Origin of the sequence: Pandoraea sp. PE-S2R-1, assembly GCF_002179865.1 — a bacterium.
Taxonomy (GTDB): Bacteria; Pseudomonadota; Gammaproteobacteria; order Burkholderiales; family Burkholderiaceae; genus Pandoraea.
This window is the reverse complement of record NZ_NGUR01000013.1, coordinates 229,793-245,687: the sequence shown is the minus strand read 5'-3', so window position 1 is coordinate 245,687 and position 15,895 is coordinate 229,793. Positions and strand designations below refer to the sequence as shown.

The window sequence follows — 15,895 nt, the reverse complement described above, 5'->3', positions numbered from 1 at the left end:
CTCTCACGTCGCCGCGTCGTCCCGTGAATCCCGCCGGGGCGATGTTCCGCGCGGCGCGACCGTAACGAAAAATCCATGACAGTCCAGATCAACCAAGAACTCAAGGCGTACATCGATCCGCTCACGGCAGACGAATACGCGGCGCTCGAACAGAGCCTGCTTGCCGAAGGGTGCCGCGATGCGCTCGTCCTGTGGGGCGACGTGCTGGTCGACGGCCACAACCGCTACGAAATCTGCTGCAAGCACGACATCGAATTCCGCACGACGCAGAACCCGTCGTTCCAGTCGATGGACGACGTGCGCCTGTGGATGATCGACAACCATCTGGGCCGCCGCAGCGTGTCCGACTACCAGCGCGGCGTGCTGGCCCTGCGCAAGAAGACGATTATCGAAGCCCGCACGGCCGTGCTGGCGACGGCGGACGAGGCCCCGGCCGCGTCTTCGGCATCCGGCGAGGCAGCGCAGGACGGCGCCGCTGCTGCGGCCGCTTCGGGCATTCCGGCGCACACCATGGCGCTCACGCGTGCGGCGCTGGCTCGTGCGGCCAAACTGTCGAGCAATACGCTGGGACAGATCGAACAGATCCATAACGCAGCGGCACCGGAACTGGTCGATGCCGTGAAGCGCGGCGAAGTGTCGATCAATGCAGCGGCGGCAGTCTCGACGCTGCCCCAAGCGGCGCAGGTCGCGGCCGTGGTGGCGGGCAAGCAGGAGTTGCGCGAGTTGGCCCGTCAGGTGCGCGAAGCGCGCCCGGTCAAGCCGCGCAAGAAGAAGGGCGAAGACGAGAACGAGATGGAAGACGACGGCACGCCGCCGTGGGACACCAGCATCGATCCGTCGCAGTATCCGGACGAGCTGACGCGTCTGGGGAACGAGCTCAAGGCCATGACCACCGAGCGCGATGCACTCAAGAAGAAGGTGGCCCACCTGACGATCGCCCTCGCTGAAGCGCGCGCTGGGAAGTAACACCTGTCGCCAAGCCACGCATCGATTCGCAAGCGTCGATGCGTGACATATATCGATAAAAATATTATTTCGTATATTGGATCCAATAAATCGGAATTGGATCCATAATCGCAAAAACCGTAGGAAATGTGCTCTAATCGCGCCATGCGCCCCCCCGGACCCCAAGCACTTCATCAGGCTATTCGCGACACGCTACGAGACGAGATCTTGAGTGGCGTGCTCCCGGGTGGTTATCAATTGCGCCAAGAGGCCTTGGCTGAGCGATTCCACGCGAGCCGGGTGCCCGTGCGCGAAGCGTTGCGCCAACTGGAAGCGGAGGGGCTGGTCACGCACCATCTCAACCGTGGCGCGACCGTGGCGAGCATGAATCTCGAACAGTTGTGCGAGTTGCTCGACATTCGTGTGGCGCTCGAATGCCACGCCGCCAAGCTGGCCGTGCCGAACATGGCCGAGCGCGACTTTCAGGTGATGGAGCAGATTCTCACCGAGTACGCCGCGTCTGAAGTGGTGTCGGAGTGGGCCGAATTCAACCGGCGATTCCATCTGGCGCTCTGTGCGCCGGCCAACAACCGGCGGTTGCGCATGCTCATCGAAGAGTACTGTCTCAACACCGAGCGTCACTCGCATCTCGCGATGTCGCAGGCCACCGGCAAAGAGAAGCCGCAGCAAGATCACTACGAAATCCTGGCGGCATGCCGTCGTCGCGACGTGAGTGCCGTCGTGTCGCTGCTCGAAGCGCACATCCTCGCCACGCGCAATGAAATCAAGGCGATGGCGCGCGAGGACGGCGGTTTCCTCAATTACGCCGCCGTCTGAGTCTTTCGATTCCCGAACGCCGCAGCCTGAGTTGCACAGATTTGTGAATCTACGTCACGAATCTTGTGCGACTGCGGGGACTTTTGGGGATCGGGCGATTGGGCCACACTGTCGTTCTTTGTCGCGCCATTCAACCGTTGTTGATTTTTTCGGCGCGACGTTTTGACAGGAGATGGCATTCATGACGCTTCCCGCATTCGGTCTGGGGACTTTCCGCCTCAAGGGCCAAACCGTATTCGACACCGTGACCAACGCGCTCGATCTGGGCTATCGCGCCATCGACACCGCGCAGATTTACGAGAACGAAGCCGATATCGGCCGTGCGCTGGCAGCCTCCGGCGTCAAGCGTGACGATCTGTACCTCACCACCAAAATCTGGGTCGACAACTTTTCCCGCGACAAGCTAATTCCGAGCCTCAAGGACAGCCTGTCGAAGCTGGGCACCGACCGCGTGGATCTGACGCTGATTCACTGGCCGTCGCCCGCCAACGCCGTGTCCATGGACGAGTATCTCGGCGCATTGCTGGAAGCCCGCGCGCAGGGGCTGACCCGGGCGATCGGCGTGTCCAACTTCACCATCGCGTTGTTGCAGCAGGCGATTGCCATTGCCGGGCCGGACCAACTGGCGACCAACCAGATTGAGCTGAGCCCGTATCTGCAAAACCGCAAGCTGGCCGAATTCGCCCGCGCGCAAGGCGTGCCGGTGACGTCGTACATGACGCTGGCCTACGGCAAGGTGCTCAACGACCCGGTGCTGGTGAAGATTGCGCAGGCGCACGGCGCGACGACCGCGCAGGTGGCGTTGGCGTGGGCGATGCAGCAGGGTTATGCCGTCATTCCGTCGTCGACCAAGCGCGAGAATCTGGCCAGTAATATGAAGGCCTGTGACCTGCGTCTGAGCGACGACGACATGCAGCAAGTCGCGACGCTCGACCGCAACGACCGTCAGGCCAACCCGGCCTCGCTGGCCCCGGCTTGGGACTAAGCCAGACGGCGGCCAACGACCTGTAATACGGTCGCGCCGGCAGAAGTGAAAGCCATGATGTCAAGTGTCGCGCCAAGTGCTATCTTGAGTGACATCGTCCCCGGTGAGGTGCACGCATCATGGCTGCCAGTCCTGCTGATTCCGCTTCCGTGTCCCAAAAGCCTTCCTCGAAATTTGCCACGGTGATTCGCGTCACCAGTGGCAATTTCATGGAGATGTTCGACTTCTTCCTGTTCGGTTTTTACGCCACCTACATCTCCGCGACGTTCTTCCCGTCGGGCGACGAATTTGCGTCGCTGATGCTCACCTTCATGACGTTTGGCGCAGGGTTCCTGATGCGGCCGTTGGGCGCCATCATCCTGGGCGCGTACGTCGACCGGATCGGGCGGCGGCGCGGGCTGATCGTCACCTTGTCCGTGATGGCCATGGGGACCATCCTCATCGCCTTCGTGCCGGGCTTCGCCGCCATTGGCTACGCCGCGCCGCTGCTCGTGCTGATTGGCCGGTTGTTGCAGGGTTTTTCGGCAGGCGTCGAACTGGGTGGCGTGTCCGTTTATTTGTCCGAGATGGCGACGCCGGGGCACAAGGGCTTCTATGTGAGCTGGCAGTCGGCGAGTCAGCAGGTCGCGATCATCGTGGCTGCGTTGCTGGGGTACTTGCTCAACAAGTGGCTGACGCCGGGGCAGGTGGCCGACTGGGGCTGGCGCATTCCGTTCTTCATCGGTTGCATGATCGTGCCGGTGCTCTTCTACATCCGGCGTTCGTTGCAGGAAACCGAAGCGTTTCTCGCACGCAAGCATCGTCCGAGCACTCGCGAAATCTTCCGCTCCATGCTGGAAAACTGGGGCCTCGTGGTGGCGGGCACGATGCTGGTGGCCATGACCACCGTGTCGTTCTACCTCATCACCGTCTACACGCCGACCTTCGGCAAATCCGTGCTGAAACTGTCGACCACCGATGCGTTGGTCGTCACCTTCTGCGTGGGCGTGTCCAACTTCATCTGGCTGCCGATCATGGGGGCGTTGTCCGACCGGATCGGGCGGCGGCCGTTGTTGATCGTGTTCACCGTCCTGACCATTCTCACCGCGTATCCGGCGATGGCGTGGCTGGTCGTGCAGCCGACCTTCAGCAAGATGCTCGTCGTCGAACTGTGGCTCTCGTTCCTGTACGCCAGCTATAACGGGGCCATGGTGGTCGCGCTGACCGAGATCATGCCGGTGGACGTGCGCACGGCCGGGTTCTCGTTAGCCTACAGTCTGGCGACGGCGTTGTTCGGCGGCTTCACGCCTGCGGTCGCGACCGGGCTGATCGGGCTGACCGGCAACAAGGCTGCGCCCGGCTGGTGGATGACCTTCGCGGCCGTGTGCGGCCTGATCGCCACCCTCGTGCTGTATCGAAAACGCGGCGCGGCCACGGCGGCGATGGCCTGACGGCGCGGCCGTGCGAGAATATCGCATTGCCAAAGCGGCCCATTGCGCTGCGTGGCGTCTCGCCAAAGGGCGGGGCGTTGCGTGGCGGCTTTCCGTCAGCGTTACATGAATCGAGATTTACCCGCCTCCGACGACCATCCCGACGTTCCGCCGGGCGACACCGATCCGGCCCTCCACGGCACTCCCGAAGCGACCGCAGACGCGACCTATATGGGGCTGGCGCTTGAGCAGGCGCGCGCCGCCATGTTGCAAGGCGAGGTCCCCGTGGGGGCCGTGGTCGTGTGCGACGGGCAGGTCGTTGCCGTTGGGCACAACTGTCCGGTGGGTGGCCATGACCCGTCGGCTCACGCCGAAATGCAGGCCTTGCGTGCGGCCGCTCAGACACTAGGCAACTACCGGCTGCCCGACTGCGAGTTGTACGTGACGTTGGAGCCGTGCGTGATGTGTGCGGGCGCGATCATGCATGCGCGCATCAAGCGTGTCGTGTACGGCGCGGCAGACCCCAAGACGGGCGCTTGTGGCAGCGTCGTCGATCTGTTTGCGGAACCGCGGCTCAATCACCATGCCGAAGTCGTCGGCGGGGTTCGTCGCGACGAGTGCGTCGGCATACTGCAACGGTTCTTCAGTGAACGTCGTGCCGCTGCACGGGCACGACGGCTTGCCACTGCGGCCGAAGCCACCGGCAAAGCGCCCGGCACCCCCTGAAACAACTCCCCCAACGCCTACCCGGGACAACCCAATTGACCCAGACGAAGCTGCTTGAACTGATTGCGCCTTCCGGCTATCCGGCCAGTCTTGAAGTCGCCGCGCGCGGCATCGAGACGCTCGAGCGCCTTGGTTATGCCGTGGACAACCGCGAAGCCCTCGAGCGCCAATACCTGCGTTTTGCCGGCACCGACGCCGAGCGCATTGCCGAGATCAACCGTCTCGCCGGGCGCGACCATCCGGTGCCCGACGTCATTCTGGCCGTGCGCGGCGGATACGGCGCGGTGCATCTGCTCGACCAACTCGATTACGAGGGACTGCATCGACGCCTGTCCGGCACGCCGGCGGCGATCGTCGGTCATAGCGACTTCACCGCGTTGCAACTCGCCTTGCTGGCGCGTTCGCACCTGACGACCTTCTCCGGGCCGATGCTGACCGCCGACTTCGGGGCCGAGACCCTGAGCGACTTCACGCTTTCGCATTTCCAGTCGATTCTGAGCGCGCCCGAGCACGTGGCCGAATGGACCGGTGACGGGGGCGGCAAGGACATCGACGTCGCGGGCACGTTGTGGGGCGGCAATCTGGCGATGGTGTGCAGCCTGATCGGCACGCCTTATCTGCCGCAGATCGACGGTGGCGTGTTGTTTGTCGAAGATGTGAACGAACCGCCTTACCGGGTTGAGCGCATGTTGTATCAGTTGCATCAGACCGGCATTCTCGGGCGGCAGCGTGCGCTCGTGCTGGGCGACTTCTCCGAATACCGGCTGAGCGAGTACGACAACGGCTACGACATGGACACCATGATTGCCAGCATGCGCAAAGTCGTCGGTATTCCTATCGTCACGGGTTTGCCGTTCGGCCATTGCCCCGACAAGCTGACCTTGCCCGTGGGCGGTCAGGCGAGGTTGCAGACGTCGGGTGAGCGCGTCACGCTCACGCTTACGGGATATCCCTATAAGGCGGTCTGACGCCGTAAATCACCGCCGCCGCATCGTTTGAACAACCACGCCGGGCCGAATTTCGCGCCCGGCGTTGTTTTTTGGGTTTCGTGCAGATCCGGGGCGCTTTGGGGGATTTGCAGGGGAAATCGCTGTCAGTTCGCCGGAGAACGGGCAGGGCCTTCAGGGCCGCCAGTGCGCCGGATGGGGCGGCCTGAGCATTGCCGAGCGGGTGCGGTGAAGGGCGACTATATGTCACGGCACAGCTTGAATATCTGTGTACGGCTATGTTTTGCCGGAGTGGATTTGGCTACACTGCTTCGATCGTTTCGCCGTCACAAGGATGCCAAGACATCATGGCCAGCAGCCCAGCCAGCAACACCGCAAGCTCCAAGGATTATCCCCGTGACCTGATCGGCTATGGCCGCCACGTGCCGTTTGCCGATTGGCCGGGCCGCGCGCGCGTCGCCGTCCAGTTCGTTCTGAACTACGAAGAAGGTGGCGAGAACTGCGTGCTGCACGGTGACCGTGCGTCCGAGCAGTTCCTCTCCGAGATCATTGGCGCGGCCGCGTACGAAGCCCGTCATATGAGCATGGAGTCCATTTACGAATACGGTTCACGTGCCGGGGTGTGGCGAATTCTGCGTGAATTCGAGCGCCGTGGATTGCCGCTGACCGTCTTCGGCGTGGCCATGGCCATGCAGCGTCACCCGGAAGTGACCGCCGCGTTTCAGGAGCTGGGGCATGAGATTGCGTGTCACGGCTGGCGCTGGATTCACTATCAGAACATGGACGAGGCGACCGAGCGCGAGCACATGCGCATCGCCATCGACATCTTCAAGGAAATGACCGGCAGCGCGCCGCTGGGTTGGTACACCGGGCGCGATAGCCCCAACACGCGCCGGCTCGTGGTCGAGCAGGGCGGGTTTGTCTACGACTCCGACAACTACGGCGACGACCTGCCGTTCTGGACGCAGGTGGAAACCAGCAGTGGCGAAGTGAAGCCGCATCTGGTCGTGCCGTACACCCTCGATACCAACGACATGCGCTTTGCCGCGCCGCAGGGTTTCAACACCGCCGACCACTTCTTCCATTACCTGCGCGACGCGTTCGACGTCTTGTACGCCGAGGGTGACGAAGCACCGAAGATGTTGTCGATCGGCATGCACTGCCGGTTGTTGGGTCGTCCGGGGCGCTTTGCGGCGTTGCAGCGATTCCTCGATCACATCGAAAAGCATGACCGGGTGTGGGTGTGCCGACGTATCGACGTGGCACGCCATTGGCAGGAGCGCCACCCGTTCGTGGCCGCTTGAGTTCATCACCTAATCTTGAAACCGACAGGCGTCATCGGGCTGCGCGAGGGAGCGCGGCGGGGCGCCACCCTTGTTCTCCAGGAGAGCAGTAAATGAACGCCCCGTTGCCTATGACCCAACGTACCGTTGCCGCGTTGTCGGCGCTGCCGCGCGCAGAATTCATCGCCGCACTCGATGGCATTTTCGAGCATTCCCCGTGGGTGGCCGAAGCCGCCTGGGAAGATCGTCCGTTCGCCACCGTTGCCGCCTTGCGCGATGCGATGTGTCAGGCCGTCATCGATGCCGGCGAAGGCCCGCAACTCGACCTCATCCGTGCCCACCCGGAATTGGCGGGTAAGGCAGCAGTCCGTGGCGAATTGACGGCCGAATCCACGCGTGAGCAGGCCGGTGCCGGTCTCGACCAATGCAGCGCCGAAGAGTTTGCGCAGCTGACGCAGTTGAACGACGCCTACAAGGCCAAATTCGGTTTCCCGTACATCCTGGCGGTGCGTGGACATACGCGCAGCAGCATCATCGAGAACTTCGCGACGCGACTGGAAAACAGCCGTGCCGACGAGATCGAAGAGTGCCTGCGTCAGATCTTCCGCATCGCGGGTTTCCGCTTGCAGGATCTGGTGAGCGACTGAGCCGCCAGCCAGCAGGTTTAAGCACCATCCGCATTACCGTTTCAGACACTAAAGCGCATTAAGGAGTTGGCATGGCCCTCGCCCCGCAAGACCCGAACGCACCGGAATTCGTGCGCCGTTACGTCAATCTGGCTGACCCGCGTCTGGGTGCACAGGCACTGGTGGCCAGCGACGAATTCTTCGCGGCCAAAGAGCGCATGCTCAACCCCGACCCTGCCGTGTTCATCCCCGGCAAGTACGACGACAACGGCAAGTGGATGGACGGTTGGGAGACGCGCCGCAAGCGCGTCAACGGGTACGACTGGTGCATCGTCAAGCTGGCGCGTCCGGGCGTGTTGTTCGGCGTCGATCTCGACACCAGCCACTTCACCGGCAACTTCCCGCCGGCCGCGTCGTTGGAAGGCTGCTACAGCCCCGACGGTGCGCCGGCCGACAACGCCGAGTGGTTCGAACTGCTCGCCTCGACCACGCTGCAAGGCAACTCGCACCATTACCACGACATCACCAGCCAGCGCCCGGCCACGCACGTGCGCGTGAACCTGTATCCGGACGGCGGACTGGCGCGCCTGCGCCTGTACGGCTTGCCGCAGAGCGACTGGAACAATCGCTCGCGTGACGAACTGATCGACCTGATCGCGATGGAAAACGGCGGCTACGTCGTCGCGGCCAACAACCAGCACTTCGGTTTGGCCTCGAACCTGTTGATGCCGGGCCGTGGCGTGAACATGGGCGATGGCTGGGAGACGCGCCGTCGTCGCGAGCCGGGTAACGACTGGGCCATCATCGCGCTGGCGCAGCCGGGCGAGATCGGCAAGATCGAAGTCGATACCGCGCACTTCAAGGGCAACTTCCCGGACCGCTGCTCCATTCAGGGCGCGTACGTCACGGGCGGCACCGAGCAGTCGTTGATTACGCAGTCCATGTTCTGGCCCGTGTTGTTGCCTGAGCAGAAGTTGGCGATGGACAAGCAGTTCTTCTTTGAAGAGCAGATTCAGAAGCTGGGTGCGATCACGCACATCCGGTTCAACATCATCCCGGACGGAGGCGTGTCGCGCCTGCGCCTGTGGGGTCGGTTGGGCGGGAAGCAGTAAGCAAAAGACAGCGTGCAACTGCCGCCCGGAGCGTCGGGCGGCGAGTGTGCGAGTGGATAAAACAAGAAGGAGAGCGTGATATGGCGGGTCCGGCATTGAAGATTGAGCGATTGACGCGTGAGTCGTTTGCGGCGTTTGGCGACGTGATCGAGTTGGCGGGGGCGAAGCATTTCGCGATCAATGGCGGGACCACCGAGCGGTATCACGATCTGGCGACGGTCGATCTGGGGCCCGAGGGTGGCCGCACGTTGGTGAACGTGTTCCGTGGTCAACCGCGCACGTTGCCGTACGAGGTGAAGATGTTGGAGCGTCACCCGTTGGGCAGTCAGGCGTTCATCCCGTTGAAGACCTTGCCGTATTTGGTGGTGGTCGCTCCGGCGGGCGAGTTGGACGTGGGCCAGATGCGAGCGTTCGTCTCGGATGGTTGGCAGGGCGTGAATTATGCGAGAGGCGTGTGGCATCACCCATTACTTGCATTGCACGAGGTGAGTGACTTCATCGTGGTGGACCGGGGTGGTGAGGGTCACAACTGTGACGAGCAGGATTTGCCGGGATCGTATTGGTTGACGCAGGCCGAGTTGGACAAAGTGCAGGGCGGGCAGAAAGCTGCATAACAGGCAGCCTTGCAGGGAATCAAACAAGAACGCCAGACGATGTCTGGCGTTTTTGTTTGGCGGGAAGAGGAAACGAAGAGCGGAGGGGGCGGTGTCGCCGGAGGGACCAGCGACGTGGGTAGGGATAGACCGGAGCCCCTTCCCGAGGCGAGTTGAACACTGTCTGAGCAGCGGGAAGGGGCTTCGGTCTGTCCAGCGGGGAGGTTTCGGCGTGTCCAGCGGGGAGGTTTCGGCGTGTCCAGCGGGGAGGTTTCGGTGTGTCCAGCGAGGAGGTCTAAAAGGCTAAATCCTGTGCCAACGAACGCGCCGACCTATACTCAAAATCACCGGCATGGTGCGTAGTGGAGGAAACCGCACCGAAATCGTGCCGAAAGTGATCAAAAAAGCTCGGGCATGGATATTGCTCGATCTCGACACAGCAATCTGCGGAGAAGCGTATGGTCGAGAGCTATAACGAGATGGCGAGCATCACAGGCACGACTCGCTCGCACTACCGTCGATTTGACGATTGGCTCAAGTGTCAGTCCGACGATGTTTTGCACCATAAGCGGACCGAGGCTGACCTTGCGTTCCGACGGGTGGGGATCACCTTTGCCGTCTATGGCAACGAGGCGGGTACCGAGCGGCTCATACCTTTCGACCTCATCCCGAGAATCATTCCAGCGCATGAGTGGCAGACCTTGCAGACTGGTTTGCGTCAGCGGGTCGATGCGCTGAACCGGTTCATTCACGACGTTTATCACGATCAGGACATTTTGCGCGCGGGCGTCATCCCGGCTGAGCAGGTGTTGATGAACGCTCAGTATCGGCCGGAGATGCAGGGTGTCGACGTGCCCGGCAACATCTACGCGCATATCGCAGGGGTCGACGTCGTCAGAGCGGGAACCGGTGACGATGGTGTGTTCTACGTGCTGGAGGACAACCTGCGCGTACCGTCCGGCGTGTCATACATGCTAGAAAACCGAAAGATGATGATGCGGCTGTTCCCGGAGCTGTTCGCCCGGAACCGCATCGCACCGGTCGAGCATTACCCCGATATGTTGCTCGACAACCTGCGCGCCGTCGCGCCGATGGGCGTTGACGACCCGACCGTCGTCGTCATGACCCCGGGTATTTATAACTCAGCGTACTTCGAGCATGCGTTTCTGGCCCAGCAGATGGGCATCGAGTTGGTCGAAGGGCAGGACTTGTTCGTCGAAGACAATCTTGTCTACATGCGCACCACCAACGGTCCCAAGCGCGTTGACGTCATTTACCGTCGTATCGACGACGACTTTCTTGATCCGCTGGCGTTCCGTGCCGACTCCACGCTGGGCGTGCCGGGTTTGCTGAGCGTCTACCGTGCGGGCCGCGTCACGCTGGCCAACGCCATCGGCACTGGCGTCGCCGATGACAAGTCCATCTACCCGTTCGTGCCCGACATGATCGAGTTCTATCTCGGCGAAAAGCCGATTTTGAACAACGTGCCGACCTACCAATGCCGGCGCGCCGACGATCTTGCGTACACCCTCGATAACCTCGGCGAGCTTGTCGTCAAGGAAGTGCACGGCGCCGGCGGCTACGGCATGCTCGTCGGGCCCGCGTCCACCAAGGCGGAGATCGAAGCCTTCCGGCAACGCTTGCTTGCCAAGCCCGACGGCTACATCGCCCAGCCCACGCTGGCGCTGTCCGCTTGTCCGACCTTCGTCGAAGCCGGCATCGCCCCGAGACACATCGATCTGCGGCCGTTCGTGCTGTCGTCCGGCAAGAACATCACCATGGTGCCGGGCGGCCTCACGCGCGTGGCGCTCACCGAGGGCTCGCTCGTCGTCAACTCATCGCAGGGCGGTGGCACCAAAGACACGTGGGTGCTTGAGAAGTAACCGAATCGACAGCCAGAACTACGTCATCAAACTCGGGAAGAGATCATGCTCAGCCGTACCGCCGACCACCTGTTCTGGATGGCCCGCTACATGGAGCGGGCCGAAAATACCGCGCGTCTGCTCGACGTCAACTTGCAGAACCTGCTGCTCCCGCAAGACGTCATCGACGACGAAGACGACAACGCTCCCATCTCGCTGGCCGGTCTCAACGACGAAGCCGGCTGGCGCGCCACGTTGCGAATTTCAGAACTCGAACCTGCTTTCAATCGCAAACACAGCCGCGCCACGCGTGCCAACGTGCTCGACTTTGTTGTGCGCGATCGCGACAACCCGTCGAGTATCGCGTGTTGCCTCGCGGCCGCCCGCGAAAACGCCCGCGCCGTGCGCGGCACGCTCACTACCGAACTGTGGGAAACCGTCAACAGCACGTGGCTCGAATTCCCCCGCATGATCGACCTGCTCGAGCATGACCCGGCGCACCTCTTCGAGTGGGTCAAAGTGCGCTCGCATCTCTCGCGCGGCGTCAGCTTCGGCACCCTGTTTCAGGACGACGCGTTTTACTTCACCCGGCTCGGCCTCTTTCTCGAGCGCGCCGACAACACCGCCCGTATCCTCGACGTGCGCTTTCACGAGGCCGTGCGCACCGACCGGGCGGGCCCCGACGCGTCGCATCCGACCGATTTTTACTACTGGTCGGCCGTGCTGCGCAGCGTGTCCGGTTTCGAAATTTACCGGAAGGTCTATCGCGACGTGATTACCCCCGAGCGCGTCGTCGAATTGCTCATGCTCAACGCTCATATGCCGCGCTCGCTGCTCGCTTCACTCACGGGCGTTTGCGAAAACCTCGCCACCCTGTCCAACGCGCAATCCGGCGACGTCGAACGATACGCCGGCAAACTGCACGCCGAACTCAAATACACCGATATCCAGCAGATTCAGCAGCAAGGCTTGCACCCGGTCCTGACCGAGTTTCTCGAGCGCGTGTCCGTGCTCGGCAACAAGATCAGCCAGACGTTCCTGATCCCGCTCGCGGCCTGATGCCATGCGCCTGACTATTCGTCACGAGACAACCTACCGCTACGACACGCCGGTGCGTTACACCATCCAGCAACTGCGGCTCACGCCGCCGTCATCGGAAGTGCAGCGCGTCGTGCACTGGCGGCTCAACGCGCCCGGCAAGCTCACCGCCGCGCGCGATGCCTACGGCAACGACATGCACACCCTCGTGCTGCACCAGCCGCATAGCGAAATCCACCTGCTCGCCGAAGGAGAAATCGAAACCACGCCGCTGGTCGACGGGCGGCTCGGCGAGACGGCCCACACCGTACCGGTGTTATCCTTCGCCAGCCCGACGCCGCTGACCGCCCGTAGCGAGGCCATCGACTCCATGGCCGCAGACACCGGACTCACCACGCCTGATGAACTGCTGGCACTGGCAGCGATCATCTGCAACAACGTCGAATACGAATCGGGTATCACCGCTGTGACCAGCACCGCCGCGCAAGCGTTGGCGCTAGGGCGGGGCGTGTGTCAGGATCATGCGCATCTGATGCTGGCCATCTGCCGGGCGCGCGGCGTGCCTGCGCGGTACGTTAGCGGCTACATCGATCCGGGCGACGTGCCCCATGCGGCAAGCCATGCATGGGTCGACGTCTGGGTCGACGGGGCGGGATGGGTTAGCATCGACGTCACGCACGCGTGCTTCGCCAGCGGCAACTATTGCCGGCTGGCCGTGGGGCGCGACTACGAGTCCGCCGCCCCGGTGCGCGGTATGCGCAGCGGCGGGGCGACCGAAGCGCTGCATGTGTCCGTGAAAGTCGATGCGGCGCCGCTCGACCAGTAGTCACTATCAGTCACTGGCAGTACCCTCACAAGATTCACTCGCAGGGGCACCGAATTGGACGGTGCCCCTGCTTTGCAAGACAGGAACGACATGACGTATTGCGTGGCCATGAAGCTCGATGCCGGGCTGGTCTTTCTCTCCGATACCCGCACCAACGCGGGTGTCGATCACGTGAGCACCTTCCGCAAAATGCTGGTGTTCGAGCGCCCGGGCGAGCGCGTGCTCGTGTTGCTCTCGGCGGGTAACCTCGCCGTCACACAGGCCGTGCGCCAGCACCTCGTCGAAGCGCGCGATGCCAACACCCTCTGGAATGCCAAAACCATGACCGACGTGGCGCGCGTCGTGGGGCAGGCCATTCGCGACGTGTACGAACGAGATGCCAAGGCGCTCGAAGCGTTCGGCGTCGACTTCAATTGCAGCTTCCTGCTGGGCGGCCAGATTGCCGGGGCGCCGAGCCGCCTGTTTCAACTGTATTCGGCGGGCAACTTCATCGAAGCGTCGTCCGTGAACCCGTATTTCCAGATCGGCGAATCGAAGTACGGCAAGCCGATCATCGACCGGCTTGTCACGCCCGCCACGTCGCTCGACGACGGTGCCAAGTGCGCGCTGATCTCCATGGATTCCACGCTGCGCTCCAACGTGTCGGTGGGGCTGCCGCTCGATCTGCTCGTGTATGAAGAGAATTCGCTGCGCGTGACGCGCTTCGCGTCGCTCAACGACGAGAACGTCTACTACAAGATGATTCACGACACGTGGGGCGAGCGCCTGCGTCAGGTGTTCGACGAACTGCCCGAGCCGCAGTGGGCCGCCACCGTGCCGGATACCCCGACCGGGCTGCCGCCGTTGGCCGTGCCGCCCGATGGCGTGCCCGGGGCGACCGAGCCGGGCACCGTGCAGTCGCTTGCGCAGACCTTCAAGCTCAAGATGCCGTCCTGAACGCAGGCCATCGGATAACCAGCGCGGCATGAAAAAACGGCGTGACTCAAGTCACGCCGTTCTTATTTGTCTTGCCAATGGATGCTACCGATCCGGCATCAAGCCTGCATCTGCGGGGCGAGCATTTCACCGCCGTTGACCGTGCGCCAGTACAGCCACGCGCTCACGCCCAACGTCAGTATTTCCGTGATCAGCAGCGTGTACCAGATGGCCGCGCCACCGAACCAGACGTTCAGGAACCACAGCAGGCCCAGCAGCAACACCCAGCTACGCAACGTAGCAATCGCAGCCGACGGGCCGGGGGCCTCGATCGCCGTCAGAAAGCCCGCGACGATCAGGTTGCCCGCTGCCGGTAGAAACGCCAGCGCGTACCACAGCACCGCGTGCTCCAGAATCGACCACGCATTGCCGCCTTCCGGCAGAAACAGGAACGTGAGCGGGCGCGAGAGTGTCGCCATGGCAATGGCCACCAGCACCGAAAAGCCCATCACCGCGATTACGCCAAGCTTGAACGATCCCTTCAGGGCCGCCATATCGCGAGCGCCGCGATAGTAGCTGATCATCGGCTGCATGCTCTGCACCAGCGCCACCATCGTGACCGTCGCGCCCAGCGTCATGTATTCGAGAATCGCATACGCCGCCAGACCAGACTCGCCGAAGTTAGACAGAATCACGCGGTTGAACGCAAACACCGTGATCGCCGGGGCGATGGCGCCGAGAAACTCCGACGCACCGTTGTACATCACGCGCCCCACGTACGACTCGCCTGCACCGAACGCGCGACGCGCTGGCACGACCTGCTTCGCGAACACGAAGTGATACGCCAGCATCACGCTGCTCGACACCATCATCGACAGACCCGTCGCCAGCGACGCGCCGTACATGCCCATGCCCTTGACGGCGATGAACCAGTAGTCGAGCGCCACGTTGGCCAGCGCGCCAAGAAACATCGCGTACAAGCCGAAACGAGCAGCCGGTGCGCCTTCCACACGCAGGAAGAGCTCCATCGCGTACAGGCCGTTCGCGAACAGCACGAACCAGCCCCAGCCGGACAAATAGGCCACCACGTCGGCGGCGATGGCACCCTCTGCGCCCAGTGCAGCAGCGATCTCATGACGGAACAGCAAGACGGCAGCGCTCATCATGATGCCGAAGGCGAGCATCGCCCAAAGCACCTGCGAGAACGCACGGCGGGCGTCGGCCTCGCGGCCTTCGCCCAGCAAACGGGCGATGAGCGTGGCACCGCCCACGCCGACCATGACGCTGAAGGCGTAAGGCACGTACAGCAGCGGCACCACGAGGTTAAGCGCGGCAAGTGCCTGTTGGCCGACGTAGCGGCCGATGAAGATCCCGTCGATCAGTGTGTAGATCGTGTAGACCCATCCGGACAAGATGGTCGGAATCGCGAGTGCAGTGAACTGCTTGAAAAGTTGTTTGAACGCAGGCGTCCTCACGCCCTGCGTGGACGAATAAGAATTGGAATGAGACATGTTGGACATGATCCCCTCGATGACATATCGCCGCGTCGTGTCGGGACGCGGCTCACCGTGGCTTGCACATCAGGTACTGCGAGATGGAGAGTGTTGCCGGGGAGTATTGCCGGGCGCGCGCAAGCGATGGCGCACCCGCTCCGCCCGAGGTAACGCGAGAAGCGTTATCGGGTCGGCAGGAAGGACGGCGGGAACATCGCCTGATGCAAATGCACCCAGACAACGCCTTGCCGTGAATCGGAAAACAGAAGGAAATTCATGATGTTTGTGCGTGACGCGC

Annotated in this window: 15 protein-coding genes; 14 read left to right on the top strand and 1 reads right to left on the bottom strand. The window is 62.6% G+C overall.

The features are described 5' to 3' along the window. Positions 1–75: 75 nt before the first annotated feature. From CDV44_RS17000 to CDV44_RS16935, 14 genes are all read left to right on the top strand, one after another. Entirely contained in the window at positions 76–966 is an 891-nt protein-coding gene (locus CDV44_RS17000) for a hypothetical protein (protein ID WP_087689071.1), read from the top strand. Positions 967–1,092: 126 nt separating this feature from the next. Beyond that, complete coding sequence (locus CDV44_RS16995; protein ID WP_170936024.1) at positions 1,093–1,782, top strand: GntR family transcriptional regulator; 690 nt, start codon at positions 1,093–1,095, stop codon at positions 1,780–1,782. 181 nt (positions 1,783–1,963) lie between these two features. Then, complete coding sequence (gene dkgB / locus CDV44_RS16990) at positions 1,964–2,767, top strand: 2,5-didehydrogluconate reductase DkgB (RefSeq protein WP_087689069.1); 804 nt, start codon at positions 1,964–1,966, stop codon at positions 2,765–2,767. A 119-nt stretch (positions 2,768–2,886) separates the two neighbouring features. After that, complete coding sequence (locus CDV44_RS16985; RefSeq protein WP_087689068.1) at positions 2,887–4,197, top strand: MFS transporter; 1,311 nt, start codon at positions 2,887–2,889, stop codon at positions 4,195–4,197. Positions 4,198–4,302: 105 nt separating this feature from the next. Beyond that, on the top strand, positions 4,303–4,902 hold the full coding sequence (tadA, locus tag CDV44_RS16980) for a tRNA adenosine(34) deaminase TadA (protein ID WP_087689067.1): 600 nt from the start codon (positions 4,303–4,305) through the stop codon (positions 4,900–4,902). A gap of 35 nt (positions 4,903–4,937) precedes the next feature. Continuing rightward, positions 4,938–5,870 (top strand): muramoyltetrapeptide carboxypeptidase, encoded by a 933-nt coding sequence (ldcA, locus tag CDV44_RS16975; RefSeq protein ID WP_087689066.1) that lies wholly within the window; start codon positions 4,938–4,940, stop codon positions 5,868–5,870. Between the two features lie 326 nt (positions 5,871–6,196). Further along, complete coding sequence (puuE, locus tag CDV44_RS16970) at positions 6,197–7,153, top strand: allantoinase PuuE (protein WP_087689065.1); 957 nt, start codon at positions 6,197–6,199, stop codon at positions 7,151–7,153. 92 nt (positions 7,154–7,245) lie between these two features. Next, on the top strand, positions 7,246–7,779 hold the full coding sequence (uraD, locus tag CDV44_RS16965; RefSeq protein ID WP_371328780.1) for a 2-oxo-4-hydroxy-4-carboxy-5-ureidoimidazoline decarboxylase: 534 nt from the start codon (positions 7,246–7,248) through the stop codon (positions 7,777–7,779). Between the two features lie 71 nt (positions 7,780–7,850). Then, complete coding sequence (gene alc, locus CDV44_RS16960) at positions 7,851–8,870, top strand: allantoicase (protein WP_087689064.1); 1,020 nt, start codon at positions 7,851–7,853, stop codon at positions 8,868–8,870. A gap of 80 nt (positions 8,871–8,950) precedes the next feature. After that, entirely contained in the window at positions 8,951–9,484 is a 534-nt protein-coding gene (locus CDV44_RS16955) for an ureidoglycolate lyase (RefSeq protein ID WP_087689063.1), read from the top strand. Positions 9,485–9,921: 437 nt separating this feature from the next. After that, the gene (locus CDV44_RS16950; protein WP_170936023.1) at positions 9,922–11,346 is read left to right on the top strand and encodes a circularly permuted type 2 ATP-grasp protein; all 1,425 of its coding nucleotides are present in this window, start codon (positions 9,922–9,924) and stop codon (positions 11,344–11,346) included. A gap of 45 nt (positions 11,347–11,391) precedes the next feature. Further along, positions 11,392–12,384, top strand: a complete 993-nt coding sequence (locus tag CDV44_RS16945; RefSeq protein WP_058378929.1) for an alpha-E domain-containing protein — start codon at positions 11,392–11,394, stop codon at positions 12,382–12,384. Between the two features lie 4 nt (positions 12,385–12,388). Then, on the top strand, positions 12,389–13,189 hold the full coding sequence (locus CDV44_RS16940) for a transglutaminase family protein (RefSeq protein WP_087689062.1): 801 nt from the start codon (positions 12,389–12,391) through the stop codon (positions 13,187–13,189). Positions 13,190–13,279: 90 nt separating this feature from the next. Next, positions 13,280–14,125, top strand: coding sequence for a proteasome-type protease (locus tag CDV44_RS16935; protein ID WP_058378927.1), 846 nt, complete (start codon positions 13,280–13,282; stop codon positions 14,123–14,125). Between the two features lie 98 nt (positions 14,126–14,223). On the opposite strand, the gene CDV44_RS16930 is transcribed toward CDV44_RS16935, so the two are convergent. Further along, positions 14,224–15,615: an MATE family efflux transporter gene (locus tag CDV44_RS16930; RefSeq protein WP_087689128.1), complete on the bottom strand. Its 1,392-nt coding sequence runs from the start codon at positions 15,613–15,615 to the stop codon at positions 14,224–14,226. Positions 15,616–15,895 lie beyond the last annotated feature (280 nt).

Coding starts and splice junctions, on each gene's coding strand:
- CDV44_RS17000 (WP_087689071.1), top strand. CDS start 76: ATGACAGTCCAGATCAACCAAGAACTCAAGGCGTACATCGATCCGCTC.
- CDV44_RS16995 (WP_170936024.1), top strand. CDS start 1,093: ATGTGCTCTAATCGCGCCATGCGCCCCCCCGGACCCCAAGCACTTCAT.
- dkgB (WP_087689069.1), top strand. CDS start 1,964: ATGACGCTTCCCGCATTCGGTCTGGGGACTTTCCGCCTCAAGGGCCAA.
- CDV44_RS16985 (WP_087689068.1), top strand. CDS start 2,887: ATGGCTGCCAGTCCTGCTGATTCCGCTTCCGTGTCCCAAAAGCCTTCC.
- tadA (WP_087689067.1), top strand. CDS start 4,303: ATGAATCGAGATTTACCCGCCTCCGACGACCATCCCGACGTTCCGCCG.
- puuE (WP_087689065.1), top strand. CDS start 6,197: ATGGCCAGCAGCCCAGCCAGCAACACCGCAAGCTCCAAGGATTATCCC.
- uraD (WP_371328780.1), top strand. CDS start 7,246: ATGAACGCCCCGTTGCCTATGACCCAACGTACCGTTGCCGCGTTGTCG.
- alc (WP_087689064.1), top strand. CDS start 7,851: ATGGCCCTCGCCCCGCAAGACCCGAACGCACCGGAATTCGTGCGCCGT.
- CDV44_RS16955 (WP_087689063.1), top strand. CDS start 8,951: ATGGCGGGTCCGGCATTGAAGATTGAGCGATTGACGCGTGAGTCGTTT.
- CDV44_RS16950 (WP_170936023.1), top strand. CDS start 9,922: ATGGTCGAGAGCTATAACGAGATGGCGAGCATCACAGGCACGACTCGC.
- CDV44_RS16945 (WP_058378929.1), top strand. CDS start 11,392: ATGCTCAGCCGTACCGCCGACCACCTGTTCTGGATGGCCCGCTACATG.
- CDV44_RS16940 (WP_087689062.1), top strand. CDS start 12,389: ATGCGCCTGACTATTCGTCACGAGACAACCTACCGCTACGACACGCCG.
- CDV44_RS16935 (WP_058378927.1), top strand. CDS start 13,280: ATGACGTATTGCGTGGCCATGAAGCTCGATGCCGGGCTGGTCTTTCTC.
- CDV44_RS16930 (WP_087689128.1), bottom strand. CDS start 15,615: ATGTCTCATTCCAATTCTTATTCGTCCACGCAGGGCGTGAGGACGCCT.